We start from the raw sequence: 22041 nt of genomic DNA on the forward strand, positions 1-22041 counted from the left end.
ATATTATTCGCCTTTATTCATGATCTTTTGAATTCGCTCTTCAGGAATAAGTGCATCATGAAGGACCTTTTCGAAAGAAACCTTGCTTGGTGCAGTTGGCTTCACATTAGACTTATAACTTCGTTGAGATTGCATTTGTGGTGGTAATGTGAGAAAAGCCTGCAACTGAGCCGTCGTCACTTGCAGAACTATCGCAAGCCTATTAAGAAAATGTAATGGAACAGAAGCTAGCTCAACTCTTCTTCCACCAAAAGCTATTAAAACTTGCTTTGGAAGATCTAATAATTTTGCTGCATTTGAAAAACGCTGTGGGGGTATATCTACTATTTCCGATTGTTGGGCAAGCCCAATACGAAAGCGGTCTAAGGCTGATTCAATACTTTTCTGATCATCTAGAGTAAGTGGTACACTGTCATCAACCTCACGAGACAACTCAAGTGACAGATCGACTAATTCATTAGCATATTCAGGGAATTCTATTAAATACTTTCGTAAGGTATTTTTACTAGAATCAAATTCTACTGAGAAGTCCCTCAATACATCCTCTCGAGAAATATGTTGATTTTTCATTATAATTTCTCCTTATCTTCCAGTCTCTTACGTAAAGTTGCAAACGCAGAATCGCGATGATTACGAATGGTTTTATCGGACTTATTTAACGCTTTACTAATCGTCATTTCATTTGGGTCTTTCGAAGTAATTGGTATATCGTGACACCACATTAAGACAATTTGTTGCTGAAGTGGTGATAAACCATTAATCGATTCATGTAGGTTACGTCGGTAATATTCTTTATCAAGCTCATTTACGTCGAAAGGATCATAGGCCTCTATTGCATTTTCAACCTCTGGTAGGATGTCATCATCTTCACCATATAATCCTTGAGTAAGATTATATTTATTTTGAATTTTATTTTTTGCATCACTTCGATCATTAGCTAAAGCAGCATTAAAGTTAACTTCAAAATAATCAAGACGATCATCATAATTAGCCTGATCTGCTAATAATAGGTCAATAAAATCATCAAGAACTTTATCGCGAATTTCCATATTAATTAACGAAGGACTTGTTCCACCTAGGCTATGAGATTTAGGAAGATGACGATGCATTCTTTCTAAAAGGGTTGTTAGTAACTTCTCTCGAAGCCAAGAATTATTAGTATTCCTAATAAAATAGAGCAATGTTTCACTTGATATGAAACCAGCTATTGAGTTTGGCCAAATAACACTTCTGGCTACAATCTCCTCATCATTGATCTTTTCTAGTTCATTAATCTCACATTCAACTATACTACGTCGAGTGTATAGAACACCCTCCCTACTAGCCTTTCTTAGTGGTCTAGCCATAAAGCACCTTAACAACCTTCATACTCGATCATTTTTCAATATTAATTATTGGTAATTAATCCTAAAAATCAGAAATATGATATATAATAACAATATGTTAATTATATTATTAATAGTCAAGCATTTCCTAAAGTTCACGATAGCTAATGCCATATTTACAACACCAGCGCACAGCCCAAAGAATGATCTCACCCTGAAAATGTCTACAATGGAAAGGATTCATATACTGAACTTTTAGCTAAAAGGGTATTTTGCTTATCATCAATAGCTATTTGCAACAGTGCCCATTGACTTACAAATGCGAGGTTGTTCAATCCAAGCATAATAAACTAATCCAATGATATTGAGATTACAAAAAAGGCTGAATAAATTTTCCGTAAACTCTATAATTAACTATAAATCATAAACTATGAAAAAATCATTTTAAACCATATGGATATCCGACCAAGTTTACTCAGCTACATCTTTGCAGACTCTACCAAATGGCGAATCAATTATACTTTTCCTGAGCTGATACTTGAACTGGATACCAAAATCATAAAGCTTAATCCTGAACAAGTGCTAGAAACACATATTCAGAAAGGTTGGATATGGTCATCATTAACACTGGAAACGCTCGATCAAAATTTTCAGTTTAAAGGTATATTCAACGCGCAGGCTGAAGAGTTTAAAATCAAACTTAATGATGATGCAGAATTCCTAAGAAATAAAAGAAATGCTGAAAAAATTAAGGAAACTTTAAAACCTTTCTTACTAGAATACCAAAATTTTATCCAACAAAATATTTACCTATCCTATCGTCTATGCAACCTGTTTAGATCAGACTTATCACAAAGATCAAAAGCATCAGTAGAACAATTTAATAGCCTCATTCAAAGGGATAGCACTTTGGCATTTGAGCCTGTACTACAAAACCAGTTTGAACAACTACGGCAGTTTATTGAATTTTCTATTCAGGCAAACTACGCTATTGATGCCAAAAATAAGCGCTTCGTTGAAAGTGAGTTAAAAACTTTTAAGAAGTTTTTCGATCAGGTAGAAAGTACGCCACTAACTGATGAACAACGGGTTTCCTCCATCATCTTTGAAGACCGCAACCTATTGGTCGCTGCAGCGGGTTCGGGGAAAACATCAACGATTGTTGGAAAGGTGGGATATGCCCTATTAACTGGACTCTATAAACCAGAAGAGATTTTGGTTCTTGCATTCAATAAAAATGCAGGTGAAGAACTGAGTGAACGTATTAGCTTTAGGCTAAAGGATATTCTCTCCAATTTTGATACTAGTGTTGAAGCACTTAATTTCCATAAATTTGGTGTTAAGGTCATTGGAAAAGCAACAGGTAAAAGCCCATCTGTATCCAACGATGCAGGAAAGCCTCAAGCCCTCCTAAACCGAATTATTCAACAATTAATCGAAACAGACTCAGACTTTCAGGAAAAGTATCTTTTATTTAAAACTGCTTATTTAAGAGCTCCGTTGTCACCTTTTGCTTTTAAGACTAGAAATGATTGGGAGAAGGCGCAGAAACGATCATTTGATAGATTCAAGGATGGCTTCGAAACCTATCAAGGAGAGATTGTTAAATCACATGGTGAAAAAGCAATAGCCAACTGGTTATATAGCCAAGGAATTCCTTATCAGTACGAAAAAAACTACGAGCATGAAACAGCTGATGAAGCCCACCGCCAATATAAGCCTGATTTTTACCTGCCTGAAATAAACCTATATCTGGAACACTACGCTGTAGACCAGCATGGCAAACCGCCTGCACATTTTGGACAAAAGTATCTGGATGACATGAAATGGAAATCAGGAATCCATCAACAATATAAAACCGATTTAATCTCTACCACCTTTCATGAGTTTATTACAGGTTCCATTTTCAGGAAGTTGGAACAGGAACTTAAATCAAGAGGGCAAGTATTTAAGCCACGTAGCCTTACTGAGATCAACGCTAAAGCACAGTCCATCTATGAACATGATGCCAATGAACTTTATGTCAGTTTTTTAAGTCACTACAAATCTAATCAGGCGGACATTGCTAGTCTATTAGCCAAACCATCACTTAGCCAACGAGAGAGTCTTTTTTTACAGCTATTTTCTAAGGTATACCAACGCTACGATCAGTTATTAAAAACCAGTAAAGAACATGACTTTGATGACCTACTCATTGAATCTGCTCAGTTAATCAATGAGAACAAATATAAAAGCCCTTTCAAGCTTATTATAGTGGATGAATTTCAGGATACATCACAAGCAAGGGCTAGACTCATTCTGTCCTTATTGAATCAGGCACCAGAAGCAAAACTATTTTGTGTTGGGGATGATTGGCAAGCTATATACCGCTTTGCAGGTTCAGACATCAGCATTTTTACACAGTTTGAAAGGGTCTTTGGTTATACCAAACAAACAAAGCTCACCCAGACCTTCCGCTCCAATCAGGGTATTGCCAATGTTGCCAGTGGCTTTATCCAAAAAAATAAATCTCAACTTCAAAAAGTCGTCAATGCCATTGATAAGACCACTAGTAAAGTTGTTGAAATAAACTTTTTAACAAAGGCTCAGGAAATTAACGAATACCTGACGAGAACAATTATGGAAATCAATAATGCCAGTGCAAGTTCCGGCAAGAAAAAATCCATTTATATTTTGGGCCGCTATAAACACCACAAACCTAATTTAGACAGTATTTTACCATTTCTCAGAAATTGTACTTTTGAGTTTAAAACCATTCACTCTTCAAAAGGCTTACAGGCAGACTATGTCATTCTTCTAGGATTGAATAGTGGTGGTAGCGCATTCCCTGCTGAAAAAGAAGATGATCCTCTTCTAAACTTAGTCCTACCACAACCTGAGATACATGACTTTGCTGAAGAACGCCGTCTGTTCTATGTTGCACTAACGCGTGCAAAAGAAAAGGTTTATTTAATCGGTGAACGAGGTTCTATTTTCCTTGAAGAAATTACCAAAGATCAGAGTTTTAAAGAATTTATCCATATACCTCAAGACGAGTATAAACAGCTCAATAGTAATATCCCACCAGAATGGTTGTGTCCAAAATGTGGGCAAGGCAGACTCAGGAAAATAACTAACGGACCTTATGGGGCATTTTTAGGTTGCAGTTGTTATCCCAATTGTAAATATACTAAAAATTTAAAACGTCGTTGAATTTTGATGAATTTGTTGAACAATCATTAAATAATCGTTTTCTAATGTTGACAGATCAAATTCATCTACATAATTCTTAAAGTCTATTGCAGGGGTATACGCATCTAATTCGTAGAAAGATTTATTATGCCAATAACCATGTTCATCAATGATTATCGACTTTTCAACCTCATTAAATTGCCCTGCTGTTATATCCACGATAACACCATTCACTTTAAGCCATAAATGTAGTTGGTATATATCTGAGGTAGACTGGCCTTTTATAATTAAAACATCTGCAATATTGTAACCTTTTTTCTCTATCAGGAAACGAGCCAACATCATCGAAGAATATTCACAACACGCAACAGGAAACAAAGACAATACTTCTAAATGAAAATTATCTTTGTCAATTTGAGTAAAGCTGTGTAAGAATTCTAGAACATCTTTTTCGATTTTAATAATTTGCATAAATTGATTTCGAATAAAAAATTATCCTTACAATAACTTATTGGAATATTGAGATTCAAATAGGTAAAGTTATTTTAATGATTTTTAGTTATTTACTAAATGAAAGAGGCTTTGTTGCATAAAGCCTTTGACGGCAGAGTTTTCCTAAGTTGCTAAAATTTAGGTTACAACTTGGGTATGAGGTCTGCCTAATTCTGTAAATTTATTTAATACGGCTACGCGTGCATGGATCTCATTCACTTGGCTGTCAAAATTCCTAGCACTGAGTTTATCGCCTAATAACTTGATGCAATGCATCTTAGTTTCAACCAAACTTCGCCGATGATAGCCTGACCATTTTTTCCATAGTGTGCTGCCTAAACGTTTAACTGTTCGAAGTAATTCATTTCGCTCTAGCGAGCTGATCTTTGTATCTTTCCATGGTTTCGCATTTTTTCTAGGTGGAATCACCGCATGCGCTTGCCTATCTGCAATGACCTGACGGCATTTCTTGGTGTCATAAGCTCCATCGGTATAAACAGAGTCAATCTGCTCATCTTGTGGAATCTGATTAAGTAAATCACCAAGTACCTGTGAATCACTGACATTATTGGTTGTGAGCTGAATAGCGCGTATTTGCAGGGTTTTAGCATCTATACCAATATGTAATTTACGCCATTGGCGACGATATTCAGGCTGATGTTTCTTACGTTTCCATTCACCTTCACCTAAAAACTTCAAGCCCGTGGAATCGACGAGTAGATGCAGTCCATTACAACTCTTCTCATAGCTAATTTGAATATCAATCTGCTTTTGTCTTCTACAAAGCGTACTGTAATCTGGTGCTGCCCAATTTAATCCGCAAAGGTTAATCAGACTTTGAACAAAACCTGTGACCATACGTAAAGAGAGTCTGAATAAAGATTTGATCATTAAACAGCATTGAATAGCGGTAGTAAGTTTGATTTCGACCATGCTTGCCTTGTGATTGTGCATACCACTGGGTCTTTGGATCGAACCAAATGGCAATATTCCCACGATTAATGAGAGCTCGGTTATATGCGGGCCAATTGGTTGTGCGGTAGATTTTTTGTGTAGGCTTCTTCATTTGAAAATTATATTGCTGAAGAAGCCCTTAAGAACAGCTTTGTGCAACAAAGCCTCCAAGAACTAAAAAAGAATATACACCAAAACATTATAAAATGATGTTTAAAAGTTCAATTGCGAGATAAAACATATATGTTTAAGCGAGTTGCTCACCCCCTAAGAGATGAACAAGATCGATAGAAAGGAGCACCCAAAAAACATAATGCTCGTTGTTAATTTTAGTGTCTAAAATCTATTATATTTTCGGGCCTGATTCATTTGATACGTTGCTATTTCATCCGCAATATTCACCCCATGTACAGAATCCAACTTTTTAATTCCATATTGTTGAGTAGTGAATTTCATTTCTGGCCATACCATGTGAGTAAGTAGGTCTCCAATTCCGATTGAATCCAACTCATTCCATAGCTTCTCGCTCCTCTGACCAGTAATTATTTGCTTTAAGTAATATGCGATAGCGCCTGCAATCATGTCAGAGACTTGTATTTGAGAAATCAACCGAGAGTTTTTTATATCAACCTTTTGTACCTTCAACGGTAGCTTAATAATTCGATCATCTGAACCGACCATAATCTTCATACTCGAAGGATCTGTATATTTATTAAAATAATCCAAACTCTGTTCTAGGGTATTAGACTCATCATGAATAATATTAAAGGAGTTATCAAATTCCTCCCCCCAATATTGAGCATGAGTAAAAATACCTGATTGTACAGGATCTAGACTTCTTCGATCTAAATGCTCCAAATGATCTTTTACATCAGATTCAGAACCCTTAATCCAACTAAAATCCAATTGCTTATTAACATCTAGCGGTGAAGCGGCTATTCGACGGACAGTCGAGTAAAAAGATTCGATATTTTCATCACTTTTATCTTTTACAAGTTCAATAAAATCACTGAGCAAAGAATCTAAAGAACCTGCACCATAACAATAATCCATCAAATGAAAAAAAATATTATTTGTGATGATGTTATATTTATTTGCTGCGAAATTCATTCCTCGCTCAGCAAATTGCGGTTCTACCAAATAATCTAAGAGTAATCCCATAGCCATATATTTTTTATGGTAAACCGTGACTTTCACTTTTTCATTTTCAGTGATTACAGTCTTCAAAAATTCAACAATTTTTCGTTGACCTTTATCAGAAGTTTTAAAATTTTTGAATTTTGCTTCACCACCCTTTTGAACGTTCAACAACTTAATCATTTCCGTTGCGGTACTTTCATCAAAACAATTTGAAGCTAAAACAAAAACAGGTTGAACTGGATCAAGCAACTGAAATCCGCTATTTCCTGCTTCATCAAAATAAACATTATTCATACAATTACTACTCTTGAAATACACCTACTTCCTTTACAACAACATAATTAATTAGCTTTTAAGTTGTCTTTTAACTCTTGAATATTCTGTTGATGCTGCGCTGTAGATCTATGATCAAAGAACACCATAAGCATCATATTGAGAGAGCAGTATTCGGCATAACTCAATTTATTATCTTTGTAGAAATTTGAAAATTGTTTGTTAATACTAGGAATGCCCTTAAACACATGACTCAAATCTTTAATGTATATCACACCTAAAATCTGCCATGCATTTCACTACAAAACCAACCACTCTTAAAGAGTGGCGATTTCATCAGAAGATCCTATTTTTCTCATAGAGTCTCCACTAATTTCGAATGTATAAGAGTTATGAATAATTCGATCTAGAATTGCATCAGCAATCGTAGGGTCATTAAATTTCTCATACCAAATATCATAAGAGAATTGGCTTGTAATAAGTAAACTGCCTTGCATTGAAAAATTATCAATAAAATCTAATAAAATTCCTTCTACAGCTGATGGAATAGATGTAAGCCCAAAATCATCAATTATTAGCAAATCAAATGTCATTAACTTTTTGATTAACTGCTTATCAATTGTGTTGTCCACTGCCTTTTCAAATAAAGCGATAAACTCGAAATATTTAAAGAATTTAGTCTTATAACCTTTAGAGCACGCTTTAGTTGCAAAGGCACAAGCAAGCCATGTTTTACCAATGCCTGTTGAACCTAATAAATTCATATTTTTATGATTATGAATCCATGTGCACTCTGAAAATCTATTGATAGATTGCTGGGTCAAGCCAATACGATTAGCTTCAAAATTCACATCATCAATTCGTGCATGAGCGTATCTTAAATTTGCACCTCTAATAAGGCGATCAACTGACCTTGAATTTCGAATTAATAACTCTGTGTTACAAGCATCAATTAGAGCCTCTTCAAAATTAATTTTATTTGAATATACCGCATCAATATTGGCACTTAATGAGGTAACTACTCCATGGAGTTTAAGTTTCGTAAGTAATGCCTTTAATTCATGATTTAACATTTAGCAACCTCTTTATAGTATTTAGCTCCACGTAAATTTTTGTGTTTTTTTGAGATTACATTATTTGCTTCTAGATATGACTGAGTTTCAATAATAGTTTTTAATCGAGCTAAATTTTGTATTTGTAATTTACAAGCATATTCCAAAGCACTTTCAAGCCTGTGACTCAATTGTTGTTGCTTCACCCAATCCCTTAGATTAAATAAATACTGTAGATTATTGTATAAATTAGGATCTTTTTGAATGATAAATTTGCAATAACTAAGTGTATTTGCACCAACGGATTCAGACCAATTCAATATACTATCTTTAGATAGATAATCCTTAAGACGGTGATTGTCCATTTTGTGTTCATCTAAAGTTGATATTTTATCACTACCAAAGAGAACGAAATGTTGAGCTATTATTTTTTTATCATAATAGACATATAATTGATTATTAATAACTTTAATTTCAACTTTTTTTCTAATGTAATCATGTGGGACAGAGTAATAATTACTTAGATATGTAATGTGATAGTTTTGAGGGACTACTGTTGTTTCATAATGATTCAAGATTGGAAATGAAATCTTTGGAAGAGCTCTTAATTTTTCTTTTTCACTTTTATTAAAAATAGCCATTCTTCCTTCTGGAAAAGTTTTCGTTTTTTTATGATTATATGTATCTGTCATAAATTCAAGTCTTTCGTTTAATGCTTCTAAACTTGAAAACTTTTCATTGCGCATACGCATTAATATTTGTTTTTGAGCAATATTTACACCATTCTCACCTTTGGCTTTATCTTTTGGCTTTCTTTTACGAGCAGGCAAAACAGACACATTATAGAAATATAAGTATTCTTGGAAATAAGGATTAATCAACACAACCCTATCTTGATTTTTTGTAATCAAGGCTTTGGCATTATCACAAACAATGTATTCAGGAATACCTTTAATTTTATCAAACATTAAAGTGCAAGATTTTATCCAATCTTCTGATTTTTGAGTCATTGTTGCATAGCAAAAAAGTACACTAGAATACGGTAAAACTCCAACAAAAATATTAGCTTCTAGTATTTCACCATTTGGCAAATCAATCGTTACTTTATCACCACTATAATCAATTTGAACCACTTCGCCGGGGTAATACACTTGAATTTGTGATGTCTCATTACTTTTTTGTGCTTCCCTGATGATTTCACAAAATCTAGTGTATCCAACACCTTCACCGTTGGTTTGGTTAAGGTATTCTTCCCAAAGAACAGTCATAGTCAAACCTTTGTTGTTTTCTAACTCTTTACACAATAATTCCGCATCAGGTTGTGGTTTTTTGGGACGAGAAACAAAGCGATTGATTCTCAATTTAATTTCCAATTCAGAATTACTAAGTTGAGTGAAATTTTCAAAAGATAACTCTGATCGAGATAGTAGTGTTTTGATTTTTGATACTGTTTCACGAGAAATCTTCACAGTTTTTGCAATTTCTCTATTGCTTAAGTGGTTAAACAAATAGTTAATTACAATCCTAATTTTTTCAATAGATGTGTTCATAATTATGCCTCAGAATAAAAAATGAGGCAGAAAGCATCCTAAACATTGATAAAATAACCAATGTCTTTTAGAATGAATTTGTCTTGGACCTGCAAGTTAAAGACAAATTCATAAAGGCCTATACATCAATATGTATGGGTCTTTATGCTTATCTGCTGATAAACAAGAATTAATAAATAATTTAATCCATATACTTTTGCTCCTTAATACCTAATTTTACTGCGATTCTATGACTCTCTCCGCGTAGTGGGACTTTATTATTTTTTAAAATTCGATATACAAGATCAGGTGAGAAATTATTAATACGTGCCCATTCGGCTATAGAAATTCCAGACTGAGAAAAATCATCTCTAACTTGCTTAATTGACTTGATCATATCAGACGAATTTTGAATAAATTTGACGAAAAAATATATTATAAAAACATAAAAATCAAGAAAAATAATATTATTTTAATATTGTGTTTTTAGTATATTATTTTAATTATTATATATTTTATTTACTCAATATCTCATCCATTAATTTAATATTTGATTTTATATTTTTAATATCATTCTCCATAGTTTCTTTATGGTTAATAAAATATTTCTCTAATGTTTTATCATCCGATAATAATGATTGCAGAAACTCAATATTATTTTCTTTATCTTTAATTTGATCTAAAAATTCTATTTTCTTTTTAGAAAAAATCTCTTCCAATTTTTGCTTCTTTGTTCGATTCCTGAGTTCATTCATACGTGGTGTTTCCGTATAAGAAAAGATATTTTTTTTGGATATTGAAGGATTTACTTCCAAATATTGAAGTTGCATTAAAACTCTTAAACCAGAATACATAAGCCTCTTAGATTTTTCATTTCTGTTGTTCTGACTAATATTAAGTTTTTCCCAAAATTGTTTTGCTTCCCAATTTTGAATCTCATAGTTATCGAATAATTCTAAGAATTCGTGATACAACGGCAAACGTACAGGTCTCTTCATGTTCAGTCTTTTAGTCTTTTATTAAAAATGAGGATTATAGTCCGTGGATATTTAATCCTCAATTAGTGATATTTCTATTTTTTGAACAATTTATTTTAAATGTTAGAATTATCTATTGAGATTGGTCAATTAATACGCAAAAAAAGAAAAGAGAAAAAAATTACACAAGAAGCTTTAGCGTTACAGTGTGGTATTGACCGTAGTTATCTTGGTCGTATTGAACGTGGAGAGGTCAATATTACAGTTTTAAAGCTTTATGAAATCGCGCATATTCTTAAAGTTGAACCTTATCATTTACTACCTAAAGATTAACTAGATAAGAACTTGTTTGCTAAAAAGCTAAATTTATAAATTGTGGTATTAGCATTTACCCTAAAGACTTATAGGGTTCTGCTTGGTATGAACTATTTGTTATAGTGCTAATGTTTCATTTTTTAATTTTATAAGTTCCTCTACTAGCAAATTTTTTGGCGAGATCGGGGTTACTTCTAAACAATTGTTTAATTAAGATGGGATCACCATTTGGAGCCTTACTCCATACAGCATCATTCTTTACATAAAGTACTGTTTCGGTGCGTGCAGCCTCAATAAATCTTTCATGCAGTACCTTAGCTGCTGTAGCAGCTATCTCCCTTTCATCCTCTATACTTTGAATTTTCATGTTTAAAACCTTATGTTGCTTTAAATGGGTTAAATTATAGACTAGCAGAATAGATACATTAGTACAGAGCCTCGTGATTTGGAATGATATAAATATAACGCCAAACCCTGTCGCATCTCCTTTAATTCAAATAGCTTTTTTTGTTGATTTCTCCCACAATACTCTCAAAGAAATTTGAGAGTCATCTACGTGATTACAGGCGAAATTAAAAGCAAAATTGACCAGATTTGGAATGCATTTTGGAGTGGCGGTATTTCCAATCCTTTAGAAGTCATGGAGCAAATGACTTATTTGCTGTTTATTCGCCGACTCGATGAAATTCAGATCACCAAAGAAAAGAAAGCCAACCGTTTAAAGAAGCCAGTAGAACATCCAATTTTCACGCCTGAGCAAGATCATCTTCGTTGGTCGAAGTTTATTACTTTGGGTGATGCAGCAACGCTGTATAACACCGTTGCCAATGAAGTTTTTCCATTCATTAAAAGCCTCGGTGCAGAAGACGAAACCACCTATAGCCATCACATGAAAGATGCGCGTTTTACCATTCCAACACCTGCGCTATTAACTAAAGTGGTGGATTTGGTTGCCGATGTGCCAATGGATGACAAAGACACCAAGGGCGATATTTACGAATATATGCTCGGTAAAATTGCTTCGGCAGGTCAAAACGGTCAGTTCCGTACCCCTCGCCACATTATTAAGATGATTGTGGAGCTGATGCAACCTAAGCCAACCGATACCATCTGTGACCCTGCGTGTGGTACAGCTGGCTTCCTTGTTGCTGCAAGTGAATATTTAAATGATCATTACAGCACTGAAATTTTTGCCAATCCTGAAGCGGCTAAGCGTTTTAGCTCCGACACCTTCTTTGGATATGACTTTGATAGCACCATGCTTCGTATTGGTTCAATGAACATGATGCTGCACGGTGTTGAAAACCCACGAATTGAAAACCGTGATTCTTTGAGTGAAGCACATTCACATATTGCTGAAAAATACAGTTTGATTTTAGCCAATCCACCATTTGCAGGTAGTTTGGACAATGAAAGCTGTGCTAAGAACATTCAAGCGGTAGTTAAAACCAAAAAGACTGAATTGCTCTTTTTAGCCTTGTTCTTACGTTTACTTAAAACAGGCGGTCGTGCTGCGGTGATTGTGCCTGATGGCGTGTTATTTGGTTCATCTAAAGCACATAAAGATTTGCGTCAAAAGATCGTAGAAGAGCAAAAGCTTGAAGCAATTATTTCGATGCCTTCAGGTGTGTTTAAGCCTTATGCAGGGGTTTCGACTGCGATTATGATTTTCACCAAAACTATGTCGGGCGGTACGGACAAAGTTTGGTTTTATGATATGCAGGCGGATGGTTATTCGCTGGATGATAAGCGTAATGAACTCGATGCGTCTAAGCATGAAAATAACAACATTCCTGACATTATTGCCCGTTTTAAAAACTTGGAAGCGGAAAGCACTCGTAAAGCCACTGAGCAAAGCTTTATGGTGGATAAAGCTGATATTGCTGCCAATGGTTATGATTTGTCGATTAACCGTTATAAGGAAGTGGTGTATGAACAAGTGGAATATGAAGCACCAAGTAAGATTTTGGCGGATTTAGAAGTGCTTGAGCAGGATATTTTAGAAGGAATGGCTACGCTTAAGGAGATGCTTAAGTGAGTTTTGAACTAAAAGCTCTGAAAGATATTTGTACTATTCAGATTGGCAAAACACCATCTCGTCATGAAAGTGATTATTGGAGAGATGGTACTCATGCTTGGCTATCTATTGCAGATATGAATCAAGGGAGATATTTAAATAATACAAAGGAATATATTACTGATCTTGGTGTAAAAGCATCAAATATAAAGCTTATTCCTAAAAATACATTGGTACTGAGTTATAAACTAAGTATTGGTAAAGTTGGTATAACTCAGAAACCGATGTATACAAATGAGGCTATTGCATCATTAACAGAGTTAGACTCACAAGTAGATATAAACTATTTATATTGGGCTTTACAGCATATAGATTTACTTGAAAATGCAGATCGTGCTGCAATGGGTAAAACATTAAATAAAGCTAAGTTAAGTGAAGTAAAAATCCCACTCCCACCACTTGCAGAACAACGCCGAATTGCATCAATTTTAGATCAAGCGGATGAGTTACGCCAAAAACGTCAGCAAGCGATTGAAAAGTTAGATCAGCTTTTACAAGCCACGTTTATCGATATGTTTGGTGATCCTGTCGATAACTTAAAAGAACTAGAAACAGTAGCCTTGTTAGATTTATGCAAAAAAGTTACTGATGGAACACATCAAAGCCCTAAGTGGACAACAAAAGGTATTCCATTTTTATTTATCAGCAATATAGTTGATGGAGAAATTGATTATTCTTCTCAAAAATTTATTGATCAAGCCACTTATGATTCATTAACAAAAAGTACGAAAATTGAGTTGAATGACATCCTTTATACAACTGTTGGTAGTTATGGTAATGTAGCAAGGGTTAAAAGCGATCAATTATTTTGTTTTCAAAGACATATAGCTCATATCAAACCTGATTTTGATAAGATAAATCCTAAGTTTTTGGAAAAGATGTTATCAAGTTATGGTGTCAGACGGCAGGCTGATCGCTTAGTACGTGGAGTTGCCCAAAAAACACTAAATCTTAAGGATTTAAAAGAAATCATAGTATTCAATATCCCTTTAGTTGAACAAAATCATTTTGTACAAAAGTGCGAAGTGATTGAAAGTTTAAAAATCAAATCTAAACTTGCATTGAATCAAGCAGATGATTTATTCAAATCACTACAAAACCAAGCATTTAGTGGAAATTTATAAAAGGTAGACTTAGAGTTCCAACAAAATAAATGCATCAGTCATCTTTTTTGACTACAATGACTCTATATTGATTTGAGTTTAAAGATGACTGATTTTGTCCAACATTCGCCCGTAGCGATTCAACGCTATATGCAACAGATAGGAAATCTATCTGCGAATGAACTCGCCAAAAAATCAGGACTTACGGCAGAAAAAGTTTATACATTACTCAATGACGCTACCCCTATTCTCAAGCTTAGTGAATTGGAACAGATCGCTAAAGTACTTTTTGTTCCGAGTGTATATCTGACCAATAATGAATTGGAATACATCCCTGAGATTCCAACAATTGTTGATCATCGTAATATGGAAGATGTATTTAACAGTTCTTATGCTTATCAAGCTGTTCTTCGGGAAGCTATTAAAGCAAGAAATGACTATCTCTATGTCTTGGAAACTATGGGAGAAGAGCCACTCGATTTTAATTTAATGCTTTCAGGTGATGATGCTGTCGAAGATGCAAAAATCATTTCTGATTATTTTGATCTGAATCACCAAAAACGAGCAGTAAAACATAATGACTATTACTCTGCTTGGCGCAGTATTTTTGAAGCTAAAGATATTTTAGTCATTGAAAAATCAAGCAAAGAGCCTTTCGGTTCAGATGGTTTTTGTTTGTGGTTTGATGTCGTTCCTGTAATAGTTGTTTTGAGTACAGGACAAGCCGCTGAAAGACGTTTGTTCACCATCATGCATGAATTAGTTCACTTGGGACTACGACAAAGTGTGTTCGATGGAAAAATAAATGCAATCAATACCAATAATCAAATGGAACGCTATTGTGACACTGTTGCGGGTCATGTTATTGCACCATTTGAATTATTAGAAAGTTGTTATCAGTCTGATATGACTGTAGAAGAATTGGTGTTAAAAGTTCGTTCTAAAGCAAAAGCGAGCCGACCAGCTATTGCAATTCAATTAAAACTAGCGGGATATATTTCTGATCAACAACTCAGAGATTATTTAAGACAACTTGACCAAATTAAAATTGCTAAAAATAAATCAGGTGAGGCAAAAATCCCTGCTTCAACTCGAATTATTAGCCATTTTGGTCGATATTTTGTGCAAACTGTGATTGCAGCAATGTCGCACAATACAATTTCAGCAAGTACAGCAAAAGATATTTTAGGAATTAAGCCAACATATAAACCAACTACATTACAAGATGTGCAAAGACAGGTGTATATGTAGATGATTTATTTAAGCTTAGACACAAACGCTCTGCTAGACATTTGCTTTCGAGTATATCCAGAACAAACTTTCCCAAAACTTTGGGAAATGTTAGATGATCTTACATTGACAACAACAATTAAGTTTTGTGCTTGTTCTTCAATATTAGAAGAAACTCGATCAAAATGTGCTTTCTTTGCGTATGATGAAAGTATCTTAGATAGTTTTCTCACTCGTTTTAGAGTGATCATTATTGATAGAGATGAAGTCGGAAGTCGTATCCTCAATATTCGAACAAAATTATTGGCATATCCATTTGCCGCTGGATCAGCTCATGCAACTAAAGATGAACCTGATGTGGATTTGATTGCAACAGCTCAAAAATATAATACCAGTGGTTTTGTTATTACTGGTGAAATTGGATTTATCGGGGCAGATTGGGATGCTTTTAATGCTAGAGCAAGAAGAAAGGAACAAATCAAGATTCCAGATATTTGTGCATTAATCGGTGTCCAGTCAAGCTCATGGTTACAATTATTTCAAAGGTATAATTTTACCTTAGATTAAATTTTAATGGTTAAAATCTTATTGAAATTATTTGAATTTTTAAGATATATTGAAAAAATTAAAAACAAGATTTTGAAATTAAAAAGTACAATGGGGTTAAGATGAGCAATTTTCAGTTTTTAGAACCTGAATTTAAAAGCTTGGCAGCGACTGCCAAAGAAGCCGAAAAGCTCACGTATATATCCCCTCAATTTGCCCTTGCTGCGGCTCGTACATCACTTGAAAACCTTGTGCTATGGCTCTATCAATATGATAAAAAACTGACCCAACCTTACGATGCTTCACTGCATAACTTACTCAATGACATCAAATTTAAAGACCTGATTCCTCCCTATATTTGGGACAAAATGGACAATATCCGCATGGTCGGCAACAGTGCCGTACATGGGAAAAAGTTCAAACAACTCACCACCGAAGAAACCGTAAAACACATCAGCCATTTATTCCTGATGTATGTCTGGTTTGAACGGAACTATGGCTCACCCTCAAAAGACCGCTCTCAGTCGATTTTATTTAACCCAAAACTAATACCAAATGCTGACAATACCCAGCAAATCACTGCCAACCAAGAACAACTACAGAAAGAAACAGAAGCTAAAGAAAAAAAGTTTGCTGAACAACATAAAGCTTTACGTGAACGTGAACAAAAACTATTTGAACTGTCCGCAAGTTTAGAAGAGCGTGAAAAATTACTTGCAAATATAGATGCTGAACTTGCACAAAAACGTGCAGACGTTGAACAAGCCAAAATTGCCAACAGCAAAATCGAAGACCCTACCGACTATAAAGAAGACGAAACTCGAAAACTTAAAATTGACCTCATGCTTGAAGAAGCAGGTTGGGAAATTGGCACAACGGTTCGAGAGGAAGTTGCTGTAACAGGTATGCCTAGCCCATCGGGTAAAGGTGCAGTGGATTATGTGCTGTATGATGCCAATGGCTTGCCTTTGGCTGTGGTTGAAGCTAAACGCACCTCGACCGATCCTGATATTGGACAACAACAAGCTAAACTCTATGCAGATTGCTTAGAACAACAAACAGGACAACGACCTGTTATTTTCTATACCAATGGCTATAAAACCCGAATCTGGAATGATGTGCAAGGTGGTCCACCACGCTTAGTTCATGGCTTTTACACACAAGCGGAACTCAAACGTCTGATCGAAAGACGTAAGAATAACCCTGATTTAAGCAGCTTCCCAATCAATGCGGACATTGTCGAGCGTTACTACCAAATTCGTGCCATCAAAGCCATGCTTGCAGCCTACCAACGCAAAGAACGTGCTGGTTTGCTCATCATGGCAACAGGTACAGGTAAGACTCGTACCGCTATTGCACTGGTCGATGTGCTAATGAAAGCCAATGTAGTGCAAAAGGCATTATTCCTTGCAGACCGCACTTCATTGGTCAATCAGGCGCACAATGCCTTTAAAGCCAATTTAAAAGATGCCTCATTCGTCAATTTACTTCAAGACAAGAACCAAGTCGGTCGAGTCTATTTCTCTACCTATCAAACCATGATCGGCTTAATTGACGAAAAAAATGCGGACGGTACACGACAATTTGGCACAGGTATGTTTGACCTGATTATTATTGATGAAGCACACCGCAGCGTTTATCAAAAATTTGGCGAGATTTTTAAATACTTCGATAGTTTGCTTGTTGGTTTAACCGCAACGCCACGAGATGAAGTTGACCGTGATACATACGCACTGTTTGGCTTGGAAAGCGGTGTTCCGACTGATTACTATGATTTAGATCAAGCCATTGCCGATGGCTATCTTGTGCCACCGAAAGCCTATTCTGTTCCGCTTAAATTTATGCGTGAGGGCGTGAAATATGACGAACTCTCTGAAGAAGAAAAACAACATTGGGATAGCCTAAATTGGGGCGATGAAGATGCACCTGAAGAAGTCTCAGCATCCAAGATTAATAAAGAGCTGTTTAATACAGGCACGATTGATTTAATGCTCAAGCACTTGATGGAAAATGGCATTAAAACCGAAGGCGGTGATCGTCTTGGTAAAACCATTATCTTTGCCGTCAATCAAAAACATGCCCAGTTTATTGCTGATCGCTTCAATGAAAACTATCCGCAATATGATGGCAAGTTTGCCCGTGTCATTACCCATGCAACCAAGTATCCTCAAAGCCTGATTGATGACTTTAGCAAGAAAGATTTACCTGAGCCACAGATCGCGATTTCAGTGGATATGCTCGATACAGGCATTGATGTGCCTGAAGTCGTCAATCTCGTATTCTTTAAAGCGGTTCGCTCTAAAGTGAAATTTATGCAGATGATTGGGCGTGGTACACGCCTCTGCAAAGAACTGTTTAGCCCTGAAGATGATAAAAAAGAATTCTTTATCTTCGACTATTGCTCTAACTTTGAATACTTCAATGAAAACCCTGATGGTGCACCTGTATCGACCACAGAGCCACTCGGACAACGTTTGTTTAAAACACGTTTAAATATCCTGAGTTTACTGAATGCGAAGGACGATGCCACAGAAGAATTAAAAGCTGTACAGCAAGATCTACGTCAGAGTTTACAGACTGAAGTGAAGTCGATGAACAATGACAATTTCATTGTGAAATCTGAACTTGAGCATGTTGAACATTTCAAGAATGATGATGCTTGGAACAACTTGGATGACCTTGCCATTGGTACGTTACGAGAACACATCTCTAAGCTTCCAAATCAACTTGAGCCTGAAACTTTAGAAGCCAAATTGTTTGATATGTTGTGTTATAACCTTGAACTAGCAGTATTAGAAAAGAACAATACAGCGATTCAGAGTTATGCCAATCGAGTGATTGAAATTGCTTCTAAACTGGAAAGCAAAGAAAATATTCCTGTGGTTGCAGAACAGATTGCGCTGATTCAAGACATTCAAACCGTTGAATATTGGAAAGGCATTACCTTGCCAATGCTTGAGGCGATGCGTAAACGTATTCGCGGCTTGGTTAAACTGATTGAAAAATCAACCTCAACGATTGTTTATTCCATGCTGGATGATGAAATTGGAGAGATGCAAGCAGTCGATCTCCCAGTCGTTTCAAGTGGCGTAAACCTTGCACAATACCGTAAGCGTGTCGAAAGCTTTATTAAAGCCAATGAAAACCATATTACCATTGCCAAACTTAAGCGTGGTTTGGCTCTTACACCGACTGACTTAAGCGAGCTTGAACGCTTTGTCTTTGAAGCGCAAGAAGTAGAAAGCCGAGATAAGTTTGAAGAATGTTTTGGAACAGAAAAATCTCTTCCTCTTTTCATACGTTCTTTGGTGGGCTTAGATCGTCAGGCGGTACAAGAAGCCTTTTCTAAGTATTTACAAGGATCAACCTATAACGAGAAACAGATTCGTTTTGTGGAAATGCTAATTGAGCATCTCACTCAAAATGGTGTCTTAGACGCTTCTCAATTATACGAGCCACCGTTTAATCAAATCCATTATGAAGGAATTGATGGCGTGTTCGGTGATGCAGATGCTGACAACATATTTGGGGTTGTTGAAGCGTTTAATGAAGCAGTGGCTTAGGAAGTAAATTACTTTAAGGGGATGGGGAATGAAAATTGTTAGTGCGAAGATTAGAAATTTCAGAAAGTTAGAAAATGTAACATTGTCGTTTGATGAAAAGACTACAGTGATCGTTGGAAGAAATAATACAGGGAAAACATCCACGGCTGAGATTTTTAGAAGTTTCTTATCAGGCAATAGTCCTAATTTGAAATATGTAGATTTTTGCCAATCAAGCTTTGCTAAGTTTATAAATGCAGCTAAAGAATTCGATATTAATTCTGATGATGAAGTTAAAGTTAGAAACTTAACTCCATCTATTGATCTTGAACTTACTGTAGATTATACAAATGATGCTGATGACTATGGAATACTTAGTGATTTTATTATCGACTTAGATGAAAGTCTTTTTCAGACAAAAATATTAGTTACACATAAATTAAAAGATGGAGAAATTTACAATTTTTACAATGGATTAGATACTTCAGATATGGTGTCATTTCATACAATTCTAAAGAAAAAAATAAACTCTTACTTTGAGTCGTCAGCTTTTGTTATTGACCCGAATAACGAAGATAATAGAATTAAAATAGACTTCTCTAAAATCCGGAAATTACTATTAGTCGGAATTATTAATGCTCAACGGGGATTAGATGATGAAACATACTCTGAAAAAGATGTATTAGGTAAATCGCTTGGAACTATGTTCAATAGTGCAACTAGTATTAATGCACCTAAAGAATTTCAAGAAAAGTCTCAAGAAATACAAATTGTAGTAGATGAATTACAGAAAACAGTTGAATCAGACTTTCAAGAAAAAGTAGCACTACTTTTACCTAAATTAGCTTTCTTTGGTTACCCCGGTGTTGGAGATACTGAACTCAGTGCAGCAACTGAGCTTAATGTTAAATCTTTGTTGGATTCACACACCAAAGTTTATTATAAACATAGTGATTATTTTTCATTACCTGAAACTTATAATGGTTTGGGAGTCCGGAATTTGATTTATATTCTATTTAGAATTTACGAATATTTTATTGAATTTCAGTCCCAGCAAATTTCCCCTAAAGGGCAAATTATTTTCATTGAAGAACCTGAAGCTCATTTGCATCCACAGATGCAAGAAGTTTTTATTTCCCAACTCGATCAAATAATAGTGGAATTTCAAAATCAGTTGAGTGGTCAAGTATGGCCTATACAGTTTGTGGTTAGTACACATTCATCCCACATTGCTAATAAAGCAGCCTTTAGTCAAATTAGGTATTTTTTAACCAAAAAAGGTAATACCCAAGTCAAAGACTTAGGAAGTGTTTTTAAAAGTGAAGATTCAAAAGAAGATAAAGAGTTTTTACAAAAATATCTTACTTTAACTAAATGTGATCTTTATTTTGCTGATATTGCTATTCTTATAGAGGGTGCAACAGAACGTATTTTACTACCAGAAATAATAAGAAAATTTGATGAACCAAAAGAGCAAAAGTTAAGGAGCAAGTATCTATCAGTTATTGAAATAGGAGGTGCATATGCCCATCATTTTTATAAACTTTTAGATTTTTTAGAGCTAAAGACTTTAGTCATTACTGATCTAGATACTAGTGAAAAAACAATAACATATGATGACGATGGAAAACCTAAAAGCACATCATATCCCGCAAGTATTGTAAGTAAAGGTACACATTCAACCAACGCAGGTTTGAAGCATTTTTTTAAATCACAAGAAGATGCTAAGAAACCAGGGTATATGGATTTATCTGAATTATTGGGATTCGATAGTTCTAAAAAAATTAAAAATTCAGTACGAATCGCTTATCAAATCCATGAACCGTCTACAGGAAAGTGTGGAAGAAGCTTTGAGGATGCATTTATTTTAGCTAATTTGAAATTATTTAAACTCGAAAAAATTGAACAAGGCAACCTTGAAGATGCAGTATTCCAAGAAGCTGAAAAAATTGGAAAAAATAGTAAAGCTGATTTCGCAATTGCTTACGCAATTGATAAAACAGATTGGGTAACACCTATGTATATTATTGAAGGGTTGGAATGGTTAATTGAAGAACAAGGTGCAACGGTTAATATAGTTACTACAGCTATGAAAGAGGCAGAAGTTATATGAATATCATTGCTAATCCTGCCGAACAAGCATCATTAAAATCATTAAATCAAATCCAAGAATGTATTAACAATAAAAATAGTTTCAGATTAGAAGCAGGTGCTGGAGCAGGAAAAACGTATTCTTTAATTGAGTCTTTAAAATATATCATAAAAAATAAATCCGCTGAATTAGCTGATAAAAGAGTTGCTTGCATAACCTATAC

General features: G+C 35.0%; 18 protein-coding genes and 2 pseudogenes. 9 read left to right on the forward strand and 11 right to left on the reverse strand.

Features of this window, described 5'->3' with window-relative positions; all coding sequences use genetic code 11:
• Nucleotides 1-3: 3 nt before the first annotated feature.
• The 3 genes and pseudogenes from D7V20_RS15720 to D7V20_RS15730 form a co-directional block, all read right to left on the reverse strand.
• Complete coding sequence (locus tag D7V20_RS15720; RefSeq protein WP_005199962.1) at nt 4-570, reverse strand: hypothetical protein; 567 nt, start codon at nt 568-570, stop codon at nt 4-6.
• Complete coding sequence (locus D7V20_RS15725; protein WP_005199963.1) at nt 570-1346, reverse strand: sigma-70 RNA polymerase sigma factor region 4 domain-containing protein; 777 nt, start codon at nt 1344-1346, stop codon at nt 570-572. Before D7V20_RS15725 ends, D7V20_RS15720 begins: the two co-directional genes overlap by 1 nt.
• Before the next feature lie 130 nt (nt 1347-1476).
• Nucleotides 1477-1569, reverse strand: a pseudogene (locus tag D7V20_RS15730) (IS6 family transposase); the annotation flags it as partial.
• 209 nt (nt 1570-1778) lie between these two features.
• On the opposite strand from D7V20_RS15730, the gene D7V20_RS15735 reads away from it, so the two are divergent.
• Nucleotides 1779-4517 (forward strand): UvrD-helicase domain-containing protein, encoded by a 2739-nt coding sequence (locus D7V20_RS15735; protein ID WP_120385046.1) that lies wholly within the window; start codon nt 1779-1781, stop codon nt 4515-4517.
• On the opposite strand, the gene D7V20_RS15740 is transcribed toward D7V20_RS15735, so the two are convergent.
• From D7V20_RS15740 to D7V20_RS15770, 7 genes and pseudogenes are all read right to left on the reverse strand, one after another.
• Nucleotides 4503-4967 (reverse strand): hypothetical protein, encoded by a 465-nt coding sequence (locus tag D7V20_RS15740; RefSeq protein ID WP_120385047.1) that lies wholly within the window; start codon nt 4965-4967, stop codon nt 4503-4505. The genes D7V20_RS15735 and D7V20_RS15740 overlap by 15 nt on opposite strands.
• Before the next feature lie 159 nt (nt 4968-5126).
• Nucleotides 5127-6054, reverse strand: a pseudogene (locus D7V20_RS15745) (IS5 family transposase).
• Nucleotides 6055-6278: 224 nt separating this feature from the next.
• On the reverse strand, nt 6279-7376 hold the full coding sequence (locus D7V20_RS15750) for a DUF3800 domain-containing protein (RefSeq protein WP_120385048.1): 1098 nt from the start codon (nt 7374-7376) through the stop codon (nt 6279-6281).
• 296 nt (nt 7377-7672) lie between these two features.
• Nucleotides 7673-8428, reverse strand: coding sequence for an ATP-binding protein (locus D7V20_RS15755; protein ID WP_120385049.1), 756 nt, complete (start codon nt 8426-8428; stop codon nt 7673-7675).
• Nucleotides 8422-9957: an IS21 family transposase gene (gene istA / locus D7V20_RS15760; RefSeq protein ID WP_120385050.1), complete on the reverse strand. Its 1536-nt coding sequence runs from the start codon at nt 9955-9957 to the stop codon at nt 8422-8424. The genes D7V20_RS15755 and istA overlap by 7 nt, the downstream gene beginning before the upstream one ends.
• 181 nt (nt 9958-10138) lie before the next feature.
• Nucleotides 10139-10333, reverse strand: coding sequence for a DNA-binding protein (locus D7V20_RS15765; protein WP_032001773.1), 195 nt, complete (start codon nt 10331-10333; stop codon nt 10139-10141).
• 118 nt (nt 10334-10451) lie between these two features.
• Nucleotides 10452-10934 carry a hypothetical protein gene (locus D7V20_RS15770; RefSeq protein ID WP_032001772.1) on the reverse strand — a complete coding sequence of 161 codons (483 nt, stop codon included), beginning with the start codon at nt 10932-10934 and terminating at the stop codon, nt 10452-10454.
• A 99-nt stretch (nt 10935-11033) separates the two neighbouring features.
• On the opposite strand from D7V20_RS15770, the gene D7V20_RS15775 reads away from it, so the two are divergent.
• On the forward strand, nt 11034-11246 hold the full coding sequence (locus D7V20_RS15775) for a helix-turn-helix domain-containing protein (RefSeq protein WP_005142173.1): 213 nt from the start codon (nt 11034-11036) through the stop codon (nt 11244-11246).
• A gap of 115 nt (nt 11247-11361) precedes the next feature.
• On the opposite strand, the gene D7V20_RS15780 is transcribed toward D7V20_RS15775, so the two are convergent.
• Nucleotides 11362-11595 (reverse strand): hypothetical protein, encoded by a 234-nt coding sequence (locus tag D7V20_RS15780; RefSeq protein ID WP_031953523.1) that lies wholly within the window; start codon nt 11593-11595, stop codon nt 11362-11364.
• A 189-nt stretch (nt 11596-11784) separates the two neighbouring features.
• Here D7V20_RS15780 and D7V20_RS15785 point away from each other — a divergent pair, with 189 nt between their 5' ends.
• The 7 genes from D7V20_RS15785 to D7V20_RS15815 all read left to right on the forward strand — a co-directional run.
• Entirely contained in the window at nt 11785-13266 is a 1482-nt protein-coding gene (locus D7V20_RS15785) for a type I restriction-modification system subunit M (protein WP_031953522.1), read from the forward strand.
• Nucleotides 13263-14429, forward strand: coding sequence for a restriction endonuclease subunit S (locus D7V20_RS15790; RefSeq protein WP_031953521.1), 1167 nt, complete (start codon nt 13263-13265; stop codon nt 14427-14429). The genes D7V20_RS15785 and D7V20_RS15790 overlap by 4 nt, the downstream gene beginning before the upstream one ends.
• Before the next feature lie 84 nt (nt 14430-14513).
• Nucleotides 14514-15659 carry an ImmA/IrrE family metallo-endopeptidase gene (locus D7V20_RS15795; RefSeq protein ID WP_031953520.1) on the forward strand — a complete coding sequence of 382 codons (1146 nt, stop codon included), beginning with the start codon at nt 14514-14516 and terminating at the stop codon, nt 15657-15659.
• Nucleotides 15660-16205: a DUF4411 family protein gene (locus tag D7V20_RS15800; RefSeq protein ID WP_031953519.1), complete on the forward strand. Its 546-nt coding sequence runs from the start codon at nt 15660-15662 to the stop codon at nt 16203-16205.
• Between the two features lie 101 nt (nt 16206-16306).
• Nucleotides 16307-19747, forward strand: a complete 3441-nt coding sequence (locus D7V20_RS15805) for a DEAD/DEAH box helicase family protein (protein WP_120385051.1) — start codon at nt 16307-16309, stop codon at nt 19745-19747.
• 28 nt (nt 19748-19775) lie between these two features.
• The gene (locus tag D7V20_RS15810; RefSeq protein WP_120385052.1) at nt 19776-21839 is read left to right on the forward strand and encodes an ATP-dependent nuclease; all 2064 of its coding nucleotides are present in this window, start codon (nt 19776-19778) and stop codon (nt 21837-21839) included.
• On the forward strand, nt 21836-22041 hold a 206-nt coding region (locus tag D7V20_RS15815), incomplete at its 3' end, for a UvrD-helicase domain-containing protein (RefSeq protein ID WP_171407845.1). The genes D7V20_RS15810 and D7V20_RS15815, both read left to right, overlap by 4 nt.

The sequence above is a fragment of the Acinetobacter rongchengensis genome (assembly GCF_003611475.1).
Taxonomy (GTDB): Bacteria; Pseudomonadota; Gammaproteobacteria; order Pseudomonadales; family Moraxellaceae; genus Acinetobacter; species Acinetobacter rongchengensis.